Source organism: Streptomyces lycii (genome assembly GCF_009735685.1).
Lineage (GTDB): Bacteria > Actinomycetota > Actinomycetes > Streptomycetales > Streptomycetaceae > Streptomyces > Streptomyces lycii.
In genome coordinates, this window is the sequence record NZ_WHPN01000370.1 from 1 (window position 1) to 15,355 (window position 15,355).

General features: G+C 74.4%; 11 protein-coding genes and 2 pseudogenes. 8 read left to right on the forward strand and 5 right to left on the reverse strand.

Features of this window, described 5'->3' with window-relative positions:
- Positions 1-2,659: DUF6185 family protein (locus GCU69_RS24835; RefSeq protein WP_218037975.1), on the forward strand; the 2,659-nt coding region annotated here is incomplete at its 5' end.
- A 243-nt stretch (positions 2,660-2,902) separates the two neighbouring features.
- Here the strand turns inward: GCU69_RS24835 and GCU69_RS24840 are convergent.
- The 3 genes from GCU69_RS24840 to GCU69_RS24850 all read right to left on the reverse strand — a co-directional run bounded on the left by GCU69_RS24840 (position 2,903) and on the right by GCU69_RS24850 (position 6,454).
- Positions 2,903-3,925 carry an LPXTG cell wall anchor domain-containing protein gene (locus tag GCU69_RS24840; RefSeq protein ID WP_156207226.1) on the reverse strand — a complete coding sequence of 341 codons (1,023 nt, stop codon included), beginning with the start codon at positions 3,923-3,925 and terminating at the stop codon, positions 2,903-2,905.
- A gap of 386 nt (positions 3,926-4,311) precedes the next feature.
- Positions 4,312-5,169, reverse strand: a complete 858-nt coding sequence (locus GCU69_RS24845; RefSeq protein WP_156207227.1) for a pectate lyase — start codon at positions 5,167-5,169, stop codon at positions 4,312-4,314.
- Positions 5,170-6,025: 856 nt separating this feature from the next.
- Positions 6,026-6,454, reverse strand: coding sequence for an ankyrin repeat domain-containing protein (locus GCU69_RS24850; protein ID WP_098750729.1), 429 nt, complete (start codon positions 6,452-6,454; stop codon positions 6,026-6,028).
- 309 nt (positions 6,455-6,763) lie between these two features.
- On the opposite strand from GCU69_RS24850, the gene GCU69_RS24855 reads away from it, so the two are divergent.
- Entirely contained in the window at positions 6,764-6,958 is a 195-nt protein-coding gene (locus GCU69_RS24855) for a hypothetical protein (RefSeq protein WP_098750730.1), read from the forward strand.
- Positions 6,959-7,049: 91 nt separating this feature from the next.
- On the forward strand, positions 7,050-8,552 hold the full coding sequence (locus GCU69_RS24860) for a hypothetical protein (RefSeq protein ID WP_156207234.1): 1,503 nt from the start codon (positions 7,050-7,052) through the stop codon (positions 8,550-8,552).
- A 452-nt stretch (positions 8,553-9,004) separates the two neighbouring features.
- On the opposite strand, the gene GCU69_RS24865 is transcribed toward GCU69_RS24860, so the two are convergent.
- Entirely contained in the window at positions 9,005-10,501 is a 1,497-nt protein-coding gene (locus tag GCU69_RS24865) for an SCO1417 family PLP biosynthesis transcription factor (RefSeq protein WP_156207228.1), read from the reverse strand.
- Between the two features lie 99 nt (positions 10,502-10,600).
- On the opposite strand from GCU69_RS24865, the pseudogene yczE reads away from it, so the two are divergent.
- The 3 genes and pseudogenes from yczE to GCU69_RS24880 all read left to right on the forward strand — a co-directional run.
- Positions 10,601-11,224, forward strand: a pseudogene (gene yczE / locus GCU69_RS34065) (membrane protein YczE); the annotation flags it as partial.
- Position 11,225: 1 nt separating this feature from the next.
- Positions 11,226-12,512 (forward strand): annotated as a pseudogene (locus tag GCU69_RS24875) (MFS transporter); the annotation flags it as partial.
- Positions 12,513-12,777: 265 nt separating this feature from the next.
- On the forward strand, positions 12,778-13,152 hold the full coding sequence (locus GCU69_RS24880; protein WP_098750734.1) for an RNA polymerase-binding protein RbpA: 375 nt from the start codon (positions 12,778-12,780) through the stop codon (positions 13,150-13,152).
- Between the two features lie 527 nt (positions 13,153-13,679).
- On the opposite strand, the gene fxsA is transcribed toward GCU69_RS24880, so the two are convergent.
- Positions 13,680-14,321, reverse strand: a complete 642-nt coding sequence (fxsA, locus tag GCU69_RS24885) for an FxsA family membrane protein (RefSeq protein ID WP_156207230.1) — start codon at positions 14,319-14,321, stop codon at positions 13,680-13,682.
- Between the two features lie 158 nt (positions 14,322-14,479).
- Here fxsA and GCU69_RS24890 point away from each other — a divergent pair, with 158 nt between their 5' ends.
- Positions 14,480-14,734 (forward strand): WhiB family transcriptional regulator, encoded by a 255-nt coding sequence (locus GCU69_RS24890; protein WP_098750736.1) that lies wholly within the window; start codon positions 14,480-14,482, stop codon positions 14,732-14,734.
- Between the two features lie 79 nt (positions 14,735-14,813).
- Complete coding sequence (locus GCU69_RS24895; protein ID WP_098750737.1) at positions 14,814-15,071, forward strand: hypothetical protein; 258 nt, start codon at positions 14,814-14,816, stop codon at positions 15,069-15,071.
- Positions 15,072-15,355 lie beyond the last annotated feature (284 nt).

Here is a 15,355-nt window from a genome sequence, read left to right on the forward strand (position 1 = left end):
GCCCGGCATTCCGCTGACGCGGGAGTGGATCACGGGTCATCATGGGGTGCGGAACGGCGGCGGGGGAGGACCGTTGAGGGCGTGCTGGGTGCTGCTGTCGGTACTGCTGTCCCTGCTGGCCGGCGCCGGGGCGGCGCGGGCCGACGGCGGGGCGGGCGATCCGTGCCACAGCGCGTGGCTCGCCGGGGAGCGGGCCGAGGCCTCCATCAGCCTGGACCACCGGAACCGTACCCACACCAAGGTCACCACCCGGCTGAAGGTGCGTGTCCCGTCCGGCTGGCCGTACGCGTCCGGGCTCCTCATGGGCGAGGAGTCCGAGGAGTACCGCCGGGCCGTCCGCTGTCTGACCCGGGGCCCCGAGTCGCACACCGACCGGTGGTCCGAGCGGCGTGAGGGACTGCCCCGGGTCACTCCCGGCCGCGACGGCATCGACGTCGAGGTGCCGGCCTACACCTGGGTCGACAGCGGCGGCCCGCGGCCCGTCGGCCCCTGGCAGCTCACCGCGGGCGCCACCCGCTGGGAGATCCGCTTCACCCCCTCCCCCGCGCTCGGCCGGGCGGACTGGAAGCGGGTCACCGTCGACCCCGGGGCCCCGGGCGCCGAGACCGCGAGCCCCCCGCCGGCCCGGGGCGAGGGCGGCACCACCCTGGTCTGGGAGCCGCCGGACGGCCGGGCGGAGGCACCGGCCGTGCGGGTCGTGGTGAAGCCCGCCTGGCAGCGTTCCTGGGCGGCCCGGTACAACGACCAGCTGTTCTTCAACGCCAGTTACGCCGGTGAACTCCTCTGGGACATCGGTCTGCTGGCCGCCGTGCTGTACGGGGCGCGCCGCACCCGCGGGAGCGGCGCCGGGGCCCCGGCGGAGTCCCGGGCCCTGCGGAACCTCGTGGTGACGGTCTGGTGCACTTTCCTGCTGCTGCGGATCGTCGACGGTGACGACGTCTTCTTCCATCTGCCCTCCGTCGACGTCGGCCACGAACCGCTGATCAGCCTGGCCACCACCGGGGCCGTCGGCCTGACCCTGCTGCTGCTCGGCCGGCCGCGGCGCACGGTCCTGGCGGCGGGCCTGCTGCTGTGCGCGCTGCCGCTCGCGGTGCTCGTCAGCCCCGGATCGTTCGGCCTGGACGAGGGGTTCGACGTGCCCGGGAACACCTCGTACGGCGCGGGCGCCGCGCTGGCGGCCGCCGCCTGGTGTCTGCTGTGCCTCGGGTTTCTCGGCGTCACCGCTGCGGTCTGGCGGCCGGCCCGGGACTGCGGCCTGCTGGGTGACCGCCCGCCCCGGGTGCCGGGCGGTCCGCCCGGGCCCCGCCGGCTGCGGCTGCGCGTGGCCGGTCCCCTCGTCGCCCTCGCCGCGCTCGGCGTGGGGGCGTCGTACGCCACCGCGACGGAACGCGACTGGCTCCGTACCTCCTGGCCGAGCGACCGGACCGACGCGTACTACGGCATGGCGCACCTCGCGGACGCGATGAACGAGATCGGCTGGTTCACGCCGAACGCCCAGAACTGGTGGTTCAACGCCTTCTGGTGGCTCCCCGCCACCCTCGCCCTGCTCGCGCTGCTGCGCGCGCGGGCGCACCGCCCCGGCAGCTCACCGATCGCTCCCGAGGGGCCGGACCACTGGTGGGTCCTCGTCTTCTTCCCGCTCGGGGTCGTCGGTTCCTTCGGCTGGTTCACCGCCAACGGGGCCCTCACCTGGCTCTGGCTGCCGGTCACCATGGGCGCACTGCACCTGGCCGTCGCGTCCGGCAGGCGCCGGGCGGTGCTGGAGCAGCCCCTCGAACGCTCCGGCGTCCCCCTCGGGGCAGCCATCGGTGAGGCCGACCGGGTCAAACTGCTCGACCGCGCCCGGCGGTTCCGGGAGATACACGCCCAGTTGCGCCGGCTGGACCAGGGCCAGTCCGACGACGAGGCCCACAGCCGGCGCGCGTTCGAACGCGAACTGCGCGGCATGCACCACTGGAACGCCCCGTCGGGCCGGGCCGACCGGTTGCCGGGTGCCGTGTCCGTCGTCGACGCCGCCCTGGCCTGGGGCCCGCGCGCCACCTGGTGGGGGAACGGGCGTCACGCCGCGGCGCGGGCTGCGCTCTGGGGGCTGCCGGCGACCGGGCTGCTGGTCTGGGCCGACATGCTCCGGGGCGAGTTCCTGACGGGCACGCTCGATTACGGCTTCGGGATCCCGGACATGGTCGCGGCGATTCTCTACTGGGAGATCGGCTGGGCGGGCGCCGGCTTCGTGCTGGGGGTTCTCTGGCGGCGGCTCCCGGGGCGCCGGGGACTGGTGAAGGCCCTGCCGGTGGCCGCGGCGTACGCGGTGCCCGTCGGGGCGGACGCGGTGGGCAATCTGCTGACGGGAGAGAGCCAGTACACCCTCGCGCTATATGTCAGCGCGATGCTGCTGGTCCTGTCCGTGACCGGGATCGGGATGGACCTGGCCACGTTCCGGGGGGAACGGAGGTACTGGCAGAGCGGGCTCGGTCTGCTCTTGTCGGTCTACCAGATGCGGGCGTTCTCGCTCCAGATGGCGTCGGTGCTGGCGCAGGTCATCGCGCTGGTCACGATCTGGCAGTTCTTCGGCGACCAGGTCGGCGCGCCACCGCAGGAACTCGGCAACCAGCACGGCCCGTTGCCGACCGGTCAGGGTCAGGGCGGTCAGGGCGGTTAGGGCGCCGGGACGGCCGGGACGCGGGCCGGGCAGCCGGGAGGGGACCGGGGCGGCCGGGGCGGGGCGGGGCGTTGCGGGCGGCCCGTGGCGGGATGGTCGGGGCGGGGCGGGGAGCCGGGACGTCGCAGGCGGCGGCCGGGGTCGGCCGGGAGCCGCCCGCCCGTCCGCGTCCGGGCGTGCGGCAGGCATGCGAAAGGGCCCGCACCCGGTACGGCGGTGCGGGCCCCTTCATATGACCTTCGGTCACTCCCCCGTCGCGGCCCGGCGGCGGCGAACCAGGAAGACGGCGCCCGCGCCCGCGAGGACCGCGGCGCCGCCGATGGCCGCCGTGGCCGGCAGGGCGCCGGACGCGCCGGTCTGGGCCAGCTTGCCGCTGACCGGCAGTTCGGCGAGGCCGCCCTGCGGGGCGTGGCCGCCCTTGCCTCCCTCGGCCGGGCCCCTGCCGGGTCCGGCCCCGCCGCCGGTGCTCGGCTTGCCCTCGGCTTCCTCGACGTCGCCGGGCTCACTGCCCGCGGGCAGGACGGTGAAGTCGAACTGGCTGATCTCGTCGTAGCCGCACTGGCCGTCCTCGCCGTACGAGTGTCCCGTGGTGAAGAAGTAGCCCCCGCCCGCCTTGGCGTCCCCGGCGATCCGGATGCGCATCCGGGCGTCCGCGTACTCGCCCGGTTCGAGGGCGCCCACGGTCGCGAAGTCCTGGTTGTCGTCCCACTCCGCGCCTTCGCCCTCGACGGGCGTCCAGGCGCCGCTCCCCGGGTTGAACCACTCGACGGTGACGGAGAGTTCGGAGACGTCGTCGATGTCCGGGTCGGCGGTGCCGAGGTAGAGGGTGACGTCGGTCTCCATCAGTTTGACCGTGGAGACGTTGCTGACGCGGTAGGTGAACTCGTGCCACCCGGATCCGGCGACGATCTCGCTCGGCAGGCCGCGCAGTTCCGTCTTGCCCCGGTCCTCCTCCGGAATGCCGGAACAGAAGTCGGGACGGGTGTACGTCGGGGAGGGCGTGCCGCTCGGTGTCGTCGCCGCCGAGGGCTTCGCCCCGGTTCTCTCCGGAGCGGTCGCCCCGTCGTCCGGCCGTTCGGAGGCCGTGGACCCCTCCTCACCTGGGGCGCCGCTCGTGACGGACGGCTCGGCGGTGGCCGACACGGAGGCGGCGCTGCCGGTTGCGGGCGTGTCCCCCTGCGCGTGCGCGACAGGAGAGGCGAGCAGTGACACGGAGCCGACGGCGGCGATGGCGGCGGCGGCCGACAGAGTGCGATGAAGCTTCATGGATCCCTTCCACAGCAGCTGAACACGGGTGCCCAGGTGACCGGCGGGCCCGCCGGCAGGTTGCGCCGGCCCGGCGAACCACCGCTGTGATCTTCCTCATAGCCCCGCGGGAAAGCCCCGTACGGAGGGCTCGTACGGGGCTCGTCGACCGGGCTCGCACGGGGCTTCCGTACGGGGCCCGCACGGAGCGGGCGCGGGCGGACGGAGCGGGCGCGGCGGACGGGGCGGGCGCGGCGGACGGGGCACGGCCGTCCCGCGGCACGGGCGTGCCCGCAGGCGCCGGCCCCCGCTTTCCGGTGGAAGCGGGGGCCGGCTGCTGCCGGGGGATGCTCCGGTCCTCCGTGGGCCGGTGCGGTACCGGCGGTCCGGACACCGGCCGGCACTTCTTACTGGTAGGTGATGTCCGATTCCGAGTAGCGGCAGTGGGTGCCGTCGGCGTCGGTTCCGGTCTCCTCGGGCTCGTCCCCCGAGTCGTTGCCGATGTACTTCTGGCAGGGCACGATCTCGCGGTCGTCGTCACCGATGATCGTGACGTTCCGGAACGTGGCGGAGTCGCCGTAGTTCTCGTTGATTCCCGCCAGCCGGTTGGCCGGGGCGGTGACCTCGACGTTCTCGATCACGATGGTCCGCTCGTACTGGCTGGAGCAGTTGCCACAGGAGCGGACCAGGGTGGAGAAGTCCTCGGCCGCGAAGTCCCGCACGGTCAGGGTGCCGCCGCCGTTGTGCTGGAACACCTTGTCGTCGCTGCCGCGGGCCGCGCCTCCGCTGACCAGGAACTGCGAGCCGTCGCCGCCGCGGAAGGTGGCCGCGTCCTCGCCGATGTCCTCCCACCAGACGCTCTCCAGGGTGCAACTGCCCTGGCAGTGCACGCCGTCGACGCCGGGCGAGCCGATGATGACATTGCTCAGGCTGCCGCCCTCGGCGACCTTGAAGACCGGCAGCTGGTCCTCGTCCTGGCCGCCGTCACCGAGTTCGGGGCCGGGTACGTACCGCACGTTCCCGCCGTCGAAGGCGCCGTCCACCTCGATGGTCTCGTTGACGACCACCTCGTCGGTGGCCTGCGGCCACTCGGCCGCGAGGGTGTCCGCCGCGGACGCCGCCTGCGCGGGCTCCGACGCGGGACCGGCGGAGTCGGACGCCTGGGCGAACGCCGTCAAGCCGGTGGTGGCCAGGGCCCCGGCGAACACGGCGGCCAGCAGCGCCCGGCGGCGGCCGCTGGGGATGCGGCGGTGTGGGGATCGCATGGTTTCTCCTCGGTGTGGGGGGTGCTCACTCGTTGGCTTCCGCCGGGGGCCGAGCCGTCCCGCACCGACGGCGGTGCGGGACGGCAGCCCGCGTGCGGGCAGGCGGCCCTCGTGCGGGCCGGCCGTCCGGCGTGGCATCGGCCGGCCGGTGGCCGGCCGGGGGTGTTGCCGGGTCACAGGGAATTCCGGAAACGCGCGGCGTAACGCCGGCCAGTTGTCTCGTCCACGGGATTCGAGGGTGTCGGCACCCGCGGGAGAAAGCGCTTTCTTAATTTCGGGAGAATATCCGCGCGGTGAATTGCCGTCAAGGGCCTTTGCGCAGAGGGGTATTCAGACCGGAAGGCGAGTGATTCCACCGCGGAAGAGGCAAGGAATATCGTGCTCGATGTGTGGACTTTAGCGCCGGGGCGGCCCCGGGAAGCGGTCAGGCCGGCCAAACCGCACACGACTGCCGAGGCAGCCGCGGAGCGGGCCGCAGCCTGTGTGCCCCTGGCGGACCGGAGCGGACCGGACGGCACGGACCAGCGCTGATACACGCGTTCAGACGCGGGCCCCGGGCCGTTCGGCACCGTCCGGGAGCAGCCGGCTCAGCGCGGCCGACGCTCCCCCGGGCCTCGGCGCGGTGCGCGTTCGGGGGGCTCGGGGGAAGCGTCCGGGCGGGAGCACCGCGCGCGGGACGGCCGGCCGGACGGGGCGCCCGGCCGCCGTCGATGTGCGGCAGGGGTGACCGCCCCACCGGGAACACCACCGGAGGAAGCGCTTTCACCGCCACGGGCGCTCTCGCAGCCCCGCGCCACCGGATTCCTGGTGACGGGAGCGCGGCGCACCCGGACCGCGGCGGGCGGACCCGCGGGGCTCAGCCCTCGCCGAACAGTTCCAGCAGTTCGGTCTTCTGGAACATGCGGGCGGTGTCGAGCGCCGACGGGGTGCCGGCGGACGGGTCGGCGCCGCCCGCGAGCAGCGCGCGTACGACGTCGTCCTCGCCCTTGAAGACGGCGCCGGCGAGCGGGGTCTGCCCCCGGTCGTTGGCCCGGTCGGGCTCGGCGCCGCGGGCGAGCAGGGCCTCCACCGCCGCCGCGTGACCGTGGTAGGCGGCGAGCATCACCAACGTGTCGCCCTTGTCGTTGGTGAGGTTGGCCGGGACTCCGGCGTCGACATAGGCGGCCAGAGCGGCCGCGTCACCGGCGCGGGCGAGGTCGAAGACCTTCCCCGCGAGTTCGATCACCTCGTCGTCGATCGGCCCCTGCGTCCGACCGGCGGGGTCTCCCGCTTCCGGAGCACTCATGTCCGTTCTTCCGCCCTTTCCGGTCCGCGCCCGTACGAGTGATTCGCCAGCCTACTGCCGCGTCGGCGCGCCCTGTGCGGCGGCGGGCACCGTAAGGATCGCAGCGGCACGCGCCCGCCCCGGAGCGGCACGCCGCAACGGCATCCCCGTCCTCCGCCGCCTCGGCCGGATGCCGGTGCCCGCCGGCCTCTGCGCGCGGGACCCCGGCAGCCGGTGCGACAAATCACTCATTTGCGCCTTAACGGAAACGGACACATGGTGTGAACCTGGAACCACTCGCGGTGATCGTCCCCCACCCAGGAGTAACTCATGATCCTGTCCATCTCGGGCGTCGTCCTGCTCGGCATCATCGTCTTCCTCTTCTCCCGGAAGGACGGACTCAAGGTCTCCCACGCCCTGGTCTGCGCCCTGTTCGGCTTCTACCTCGCGGGCACGGCGCTCGCCCCGAGCATCAAGGCGGGCGGCGAGAGCCTGGCGAGCCTGCTGGGCGGCATCCAGTTCTGACGGGCGCCCGCGCCATCGCAGCTCCCGACCCGCAGGAGACGACGTGTCCCGGCGACTGTCCCGTTTCCGCCCGCCGCACCCGCCGCTCGTCATGAGCCGGCCCCTCGAACGGGGCCGGGAACTCCTGCGCACGGCCAACGACACCGCCACCGAGACGCTGCACCCGCTGATCGTCGTCTGCCGCGGCCTGCGGCGGCTCGCCGCCGCAGGCCGGCAGCGGTGGTCGGCGACGCCGCGGGAACGGCGCGGCCCCGTGGTGGCCCTCGGCGCCGTGGGCGCCCTCGCGGTGGCTCTCGTCCCGTACGGGCCCCTGGCCGCCGTGGCCCTCCTGACGGCCGCGGCGGCCTGGGCGGGGCGGGACTCCGCCACCCGGGAGACAGGCCCGAGCGAGGCGGAGCGCGCCCGGCTGCACGCCGTGTACGAGGCGCTCGTGCCGTACTTCTCCGTCCCGGACGACCCCGACCCGCTGTACGTGCACGGCGGTGCCCCGGAAGCCGCCTTCGTCGCCCACGCGTTCGACCCGGCCGGCCGGCCTGAGCGGCTGGAGCTGCGCTACCCGCCGTACTACCCCGACGGCGAGGCCGCGTCCCGGGAGCGGATCGAGCAGGTGCTGCGGGCGAAGTGCGGGCGCGGGCGGGAGTATCTGTTCGGCTGGGACGAGGAGGCCAATGTCCTGGAGATGACGGTGCTGCCCGCGCTTCCCGCCGACATCGGCGCGCAGCCCTTCGTCACCTCCCCCGGCGAGACGGTCCTCGGCTTCACCGACCACAGCAGCGGCGTCCGGCGGACTCTTCCGGTGTACGGCGGCGAGGACGGTACGGAACCGCGCGACGAGCCGCCCGTGGTGTGGCGGACCGGCCCCCGCTCCACCGCGCCGCACCTGATCGCCCTCGGCAGGCCGGGCAGCGGCACGACGACCCTGCTGCGGTCGGTGGCCCTGCAGGCGCTGCGCGACGGCGACGTGCTGGTCGTGGACGGCGGCGGCACCGGCGAATACGCGTTCCTGAACGGCCGCCCCGGGGTGCTCTCCGTGGAGTGCGGCCTCACCGGCGCACTCGCCGCGCTGGAATGGGCGGCGCACGAGACGGAACGGCGGCTGATCGCGGCGCAGGAGGCGCAGGGCCTCGGGCAGCCGGTGCCGGAGGACGTCCGGCGGCCGCTGTGGATCCTGCTCGACCGCCCGGCCGTACTCACCCAGCTCGCTGCCTCCGAGGAGCGGCACGACCCGCAGGATCTGCTGCGGGTGCCGCTCCGGCACGGGCGGGCCGCGCAGGTGACGGTGGTCGTGGCCGACCAGTTCGAGACGGCGGAGTCGCTGAGCGAGGCGGTGCGCACCCTCACGCCTGCCCGGGTGGTGCTCGGCGCGTACTCCTCCGAGCAGGTCCGGGCGGTGCTGGGGGCTCCGCCGAACACGACGCCCACGCCGGACTTCCCGCCGGGGCGGGGCTACGCGCGGCTGGGGCCGGGACCGGTGCACCGGCTCCAGGTCCCGGCGACGCCCGACCCCGCCGACGAGGAGGCACCGGCCTTCCGGCGGGAGGCCGTGCTCGCCCTGCTGCCGGAACCGGCTCCGGCCGCGTCCGCCGACAGGTGACGGGGCCCGGGGCGGTGGGCCGGAAGGGCCGACTCGGCGGCGGGACCGGCGCGGACGGCGCGGTCAGCGCGGACAACGCGGTCAGCTGGGTCAGCGCGGTCATCTGGGTCAGAGGGGTCAGCGGGGACGACACGGTCGGCGCGCACGGCGCGGACGACACGGGACGACGGAGCCGGCGCACATGACGGCCCGCCCGGCGCGCGGAGCCGGAAGCGGAAACCGGAAGCCCGGAGCCGGAAGGCGCGGCTCCGGAGTTCCGAGCGGCGCAAGCGACCCGAGCAGCGCAGGCGGCTCAAGCTGCGCAGCCGGCCCGAGCAGCGCAGAGAGTCGGAACAACTGGGGGACTCAAGCGCACAAGCGGCGCGGGGAGCCGAAGCAGCCCGGGCGGCTCGAGTAGCGCGGGCTGCCCGGGGGCGCAGTGACACCCGCCGGGCTCAGGGGTCCCTGCTGCCTCAGGCGACGAGCGTGCGCGTGTGGTCGCCCACCAGCGGCGCGCCGGCCGCGACCCGCTGTGCCGCTGCGGCCAGCCGTGCCGCCGCCGTCTCCGCGAGCGCGCCGCCGACCGTGAACGGCAGCCGTACGTAGCCCTCGAACGCCCCGTCCACCCCGAACCGCGGCCCCGACGGCACCCGGACCCCCAGCGGGACGCCGGCCTCCGCGATCCGGGAGCCGGACAGGCCGCCGGTGCGCGTCCACAGCGTGAGCCCGCCGTGCGGGACCTCGAACTCCCAGTCGGGCAGATGCCGCCGTACGGCCGCGACGAGCGCGTCCCGGTTGTCACGGGCCTGGGCGCGGCGCAGTTCGACGGCCGCGTCCCAGCCGCCGGTGCGCATCAGCCAGCTCACCGAGAGCTGTTCGAGCACGGGCGAGCCCAGGTCCGCGTACGCGCGGGCGGCGACGAGCGAGCGGATGATCTCGGGCGCGGCGCGCACCCAGCCGATGCGCATGCCCGCCCAGAACGCCTTGCTCGCCGAGCCGACGGTGACGACCGTGCTGCCCGCCGGGTCGAACGCCGCCACCGGGCGCGGGGGTTCCGGAACCGGGTCGAACCGCAGATCGGCCATGGTCTCGTCGACGACCAGCACCGTGCCCGCGGCGCGCGCCGCCGCGACCAGCCGGCGCCGCTGGTCCTCGTCCGCGACGGCACCGGTCGGATTGTGGAAGTCGGCCACGACGTACGCCATGCGCGGCGCGGCGTCGCGCAGCACCTGGCGCCAGGCGGGGATGTCCCAGCCCGCGAGCCCCTCGGCCATCGCGACGGGCACCAGGCGGGCACCGGCCTCGCGCATCAGCTGCAGCACGTTGGCGTACGAGGGCGACTCGACGGCGACGCGTTCCCCCTGCCCGGCGAAGAGATGGCAGGTGGCGGCCACCGCGCCCATGGCCCCGGTGGTCACCATGATCTGTTCGGGCATGGTGGGGATGCCGCGCCCGGTGTAGCGGTCGGCGATCACCTGGCGCAGGTCGGGCAGCCCGGCCGGATAGTCGCCGTGCGTGTGGGCGTACGGCGGGAGTTCGGCGAGGGCGCCCTCGACGGAGCGGGTGAGCCACGGCTCGGGCGCGGGCAGCGCGGCGCACCCAAGGTCGATCATGGTGTCGGCCGCGTCGGGCGGCAGCGGGTCCAGACCGCGGGTGGGCAGCGGGCTGCCCGCCGGGACGGCGGTCCAACTGCCCGCGCCGCGCCGGGACTCCAGGAAGCCCTCGGTGCGCAGCGCCTCGTAGGCGGACGCGACGGTGGTGCGGCTCAGCCCGAGGGCCGCCGCCATCTCCCGCTCGGCGGGCAGCCGGGCGGCGACGGGGATCCGGCCCTCGTGCACGAGCAGCCGTATGCCGTCGGCCAGGGCGCGGTAGGCCGGCGCGCGACGGCCGCCCGCGGGGTCGGCCGCGCTCTGGGAACGGAGCAGCCGGGCGAGTTGGGCGGCTCCCACGGCCGACGTCCACTGGCTCATCAGATCGGTCCACCTTCTCGTGATTGGCCATGGAAACGAGTGCCTTACAGGCCACAGAGTGCCACGAAGCAGTCCACCATCACCAGCCTGGAGAGTGAATTGTCCATATTGAGCGGCTCTCTGCCCGGCGGCGGCCCCGGCCTGGTCCGCCGCCTCGTCCAGCTCTACGCGGGCCTGGTCCTGTACGGCGCGAGTACGGCCCTCATGCTGCGCGCCCATCTCGGAACCAATCCGTGGGACGTCTTCCACCAGGGGGTCGCCGGACGCACCGGGCTCTCCATCGGCACGGTCTCGATCGTCACCGGAGCGGTGGTGCTGCTGCTCTGGCTGCCGCTGCGGCAGCGCCCGGGCCTCGGCACCGTGTCGAACGTCGTGGTGATCGGCCTGGCGATGGACGCGACCCTCGCCGTGGTGCCGCAGGCCGGCGCCATGGCGGTCCGGGTCCCGCTGCTCGCCTTCGCGATCGTGCTGAACGGGGCGGCGACCGGCCTGTACATCGCGGCCCGCTTCGGCACCGGCCCGCGGGACGGGCTGATGACGGGACTGCATCTGCGGACGGGCCGTTCGGTGCGGCTGGTGCGCACCGGGATCGAGCTGACCGTGCTCACCACCGGCTGGCTGCTCGGCGGCACGGTCGGCGCGGGCACCGTCGCGTACGCCCTGGCCATCGGCCCGCTGTCGCAGTTCTTCCTGCGGCTCTGGGGCGGGGCCGACGGGCCGGGCAGACTGGGCGAACTCCGTCTTCTCCACCAGTGTGCTCACCGTCTTCCTCGGGCCGTATCTGACGGAGGTCGCGAAGGCCGCGGCCGGACCGGACGGCTTCGTGCACCCGCTGGGCATCCCGGTACGGGCCGGGTCCTTCTTCGCGTACGCGGTCTCCCTGTCGGTGCTGGTGTCCGTCCTGGTGATGCCGCTGGCCGCGGCGATCGCCGACCGCACCGGCCGGAAGAAGCCGCTGCTGGGCCTCTTCGCCTATCTGGGCGCCGCGGCCACCACCGGGATGTTCTTCCTGTCCGGCGACCGCTATCTGCTGGGCGGCGCGCTGCTGGTCGCGGCCAACGCCTCGTTCGCGGTCGCCTCGGTGCTCTACAACGCCTTCCTGCCGCAGATAGCGACGCCGGCCGAGCGGGACGCGGTGTCCTCGCGCGGCTGGGCCTTCGGCTACGCGGCGGGCGCGCTGGTGCTCGTCGCGAACCTGGTCCTCTACTCGGGGCACGCCTCGTTCGGCGTCTCCGAGGGCACCGCGGTGCGGATCTGCCTGGCGTCGGCCGGCCTGTGGTGGGGCCTGTTCACGATCATTCCGCTGCGCCGGCTGCGGGACCGGCCCACCGCGGCGCAGACGACGGCGGGAGGCCGGTCCGGCCTGCCGGGCCAGGGATGGCGGCAGCTGGCGGAGACGCTGCGGGACATGCGGCGGCGCCCGCTGACCCTGCTGTTCCTGGCGGCGTACCTGCTCTACAACGACGGCGTGCAGACCGTCATCTCGCAGGCCTCGGTGTACGGCTCGGAGGAGCTGGGCCTGGACCAGACGACGCTGATCACCGCGATCCTGCTGGTGCAGCTGCTCGCGGTGGGCGGCGCGCTGGGCATGGGACGGCTGGCTCTGCGGTTCGGCACCAAGCGCACCATCCTGGGCTCGCTGGCCGCCTGGACGCTGACGGTCGGCGCGGGCTATTTCCTGCCGGCCGGCGCGCCCGGGTGGTTCTTCGCGCTGGCGGCGGCGATCGGCCTGGTGCTGGGCGGCAGCCAGGCGCTGTCCCGCTCGCTCTTCTCCCATCTGGTGCCGCGCGGCAAGGAGGCGGAGTACTTCTCGGCATACGAGCTGAGCGACCGGGGAACAAGCTGGCTGGGTCCGCTGCTGTTCGGTCTGACCTACCAGCTGACCGGCAGCTACCGGGACGCCATCATCTCGCTCGTCGTGTTCTTCGCGCTCGGTTTCGTCCTGCTGGCACGGCTGCCGGTGAGGCGCGCGGTGGCGGCGGCGGGCAACGCCGTACCGGACCGGATTTAGATCCTGGCGCGAAGGCCGGTAGTGTACGCCCTTGGCCTACCGGGCGGACCGTTACTGCACGGAGAAGCAGGAGAAACACTGGGTGACATCTCCTGCCAGATGTGACAAACCGGGCGACGGTGGGTACGGCAATATCCGAAGAAGCGGCGGCACGACGGGCGGCGCATGTCCCGCAACGGGAATCTTTACCGCGGACCGGACGTTGACCGGATGACGACGACAGCGACACCTGTCCTGTGGGCGACAAGCCCGGGAGGCACAATTCATGAGTGAGCGAGCTCTTCGCGGCACGCGACTTGTGGTGACCAGCTACGAGACCGACCGCGGCATCGACCTGGCCCCGCGCCAGGCGGTGGAGTACGCATGCCAGAACGGCCATCGATTCGAGATGCCGTTCTCGGTGGAGGCGGAGATTCCGCCGGAGTGGGAGTGCAAGGTCTGTGGGGCCCAGGCACTCCTTGTTGACGGCGAGGGCCCTGAGGAGAAGAAGGGCAAGCCCGCGCGCACGCACTGGGACATGCTCATGGAGCGGCGCACCCGCGAGGAGCTGGAGGAAGTGCTCGCCGAGCGGCTGGCCGTCCTGCGCTCCGGCGCCATGAACATCGCCGTGCATCCGCGGGACAACCGCAAGTCCGCCTGACGGCGGTCGGCGCCCCGGGACGCGTACGACGCGCCGCGGAGCGCCCGCACAACGCGGCAGACCCGGGCCACCGAGGGTGGTCCGGGTCTTCCGCGTGCCTCGGGCCGGCGTCTTTGCCTTCCCGCCTGCACCGGCCGACGCGGGACCGGCTCGCGCCGAGGTCCGGCCGGCCCTGACGGGCGGGCCTGGCGCTGACGGGCGGCCCGGCGCGCTGACGGGCGCCATGAGCCGCGCGGCCTCCTCCCGCGGGCACCTCACAACCCGCACGGCACCCCACATCCCGCAGGCGCCCCGGTGCCCCGACCCGGCACATCTCACGCCTCCGGGCACCTCAGACGCACATGCCTCTGCCCTCGCGCCCCGCACGTACGTCACGCCGTTCGCGTGGCCGGCCATCGGGCCCCGGGCCGTACGTGCCGGGGCGCGGCGGCCCGGACCTCACCGCAGCAGCGCCCGGGCCCGGGGCCGAACCGCTGTCCCGGCCGACCGGCTGTGCCGGTGACCCCGCCGCCCGGGACGCGTCCTGGTCAGCGCGACGGGTCCTCCCCCGCTTCGTTCCCGGCGCTCTCCCCCGTCCGGTGCGCCGGTCCGGCGTTCCCCGGGCCCGGGGCGCCGTCCTCACGGATCACCTCGCCCTGGACGACCTTGCCGTCCGGGCGGTGCATGCGCGCCTGCCGGAACGCGTCCTCGACCGTCCCGGGCCGTGCCGCCGCCATCCGACGGTTCAGCGAGCGCTCCGCCGAGCGCCGCAGCAGCGCCCTGGCCGGCGGGAACAGGCAGAGCAGCCCGGCCACGTCCGAGACCAGCCCCGGCAGCATCAGCAGCAGCCCGCCCAGCATCGGCAGCGTGTTGCCGGACGCCTTGCTGCCCTCGGCCGGCGGGGTGCCCGGCGGCACGCCCTGCTGCAGGCTCTCCGTGAGGCCCTGCCAGGCCCTGCGGCCCGCGCGCTTGACGGCGTAGCCGCCCAGCAGCGCGCCCGCGACCAGCAGCAACAGCACGGTGAGCACGCCGAAGGCGTCGGCCACCACGGTCAGCAGCCAGATCTCCAGCACCAGCCAGGCCACGAGTCCCAGCGGCAGCAGGCTTCGGCGGCGGCGCGGGCGGGTGGCGGTGGACCCCTGCCCGGGGCCGGGGAGCGGTTCGTGTCGGTGCGGTGCGCCGGTCGTCATGTCTCCAGTGTGCCTGGCGTCTCCCGCAAGTCGGCGGCCGGTACGACGAGTCGACACGGATTGCACGGGTACCCGCGCGTTCAGTGAGACCCCAACCCCCTTGCGCGCAAACACTTGTGCGTGCGGACCGGACGAGACGACCCGACGGAGTGGTACCCATGGACTGGCGTCAGCGCGCGGCATGCCGAGACGCGGACCCCGACCTCTTCTTCCCCATCGGGACGACCGGCCCCGCCCTTCGGCAGGAGGAGGCGGCCAAGGCCGTCTGCGCCGACTGCCCGGTGGCCCGGCAGTGCCTGGAGTGGGCGATGGAGGTCGGACAGGAGTCCGGGGTCTGGGGCGGCCGTACCGAGTCCGAGCGGCGCCAGCTGCGGCGGCGGGACCGGGGCGTGCTCTCCCGCGCCCGGGCCTGACCTCCGCCGGCCGCATGGGGACCGGCGCCAGGGGTACCCGCCGCGGGCACGACGACGTATCCCAGGAAGGACCCCAGCCATGGCAGAGCGGCGCTCGGACGGACCCGCGGCGAACGGGGCCGGCATCCCGAGAGATCTGCCGGACCAGCAGGCCGGTGGCCGGGGCGACGAACCCGACCGCTGGGAGGGCGGCCGTCCCGATGTGCAGGAGGAGGAGTCCGGCGGCACGGCGGAGGACCTGCCGGACCCGGACGAGGCCGGGACGGGGAAGCGCGGCACCGAACGGGAGCCGACCGTGAACCCCGAACAGCCGGACCCGGACGAGCCGGCGGACTGACCGGCCTCGGCACCGGGGCACGTCTTCCGCGGAACGCACGGCTTCCGCGGAACACGTCTTTCGCCGCCTCGTCCGAAGGGCGCGCCTTTCGACCAGAGGGCGCGCCTTTCGGCGGATTGTTCCGAAAGGCGCGAGCGGGCCCACCGCACGGTCGCACGGCGAATCCGTCGGGCGTCCGTGCCCCGGCCCGCGCCCCAAGGCGGCCCGCGCCCCAAGGCCTCGCACACGTCCCTCAGGCGCCTCAGGCGTCCCACACACCTTCCGAGACACGGCTCTCGGCGGTG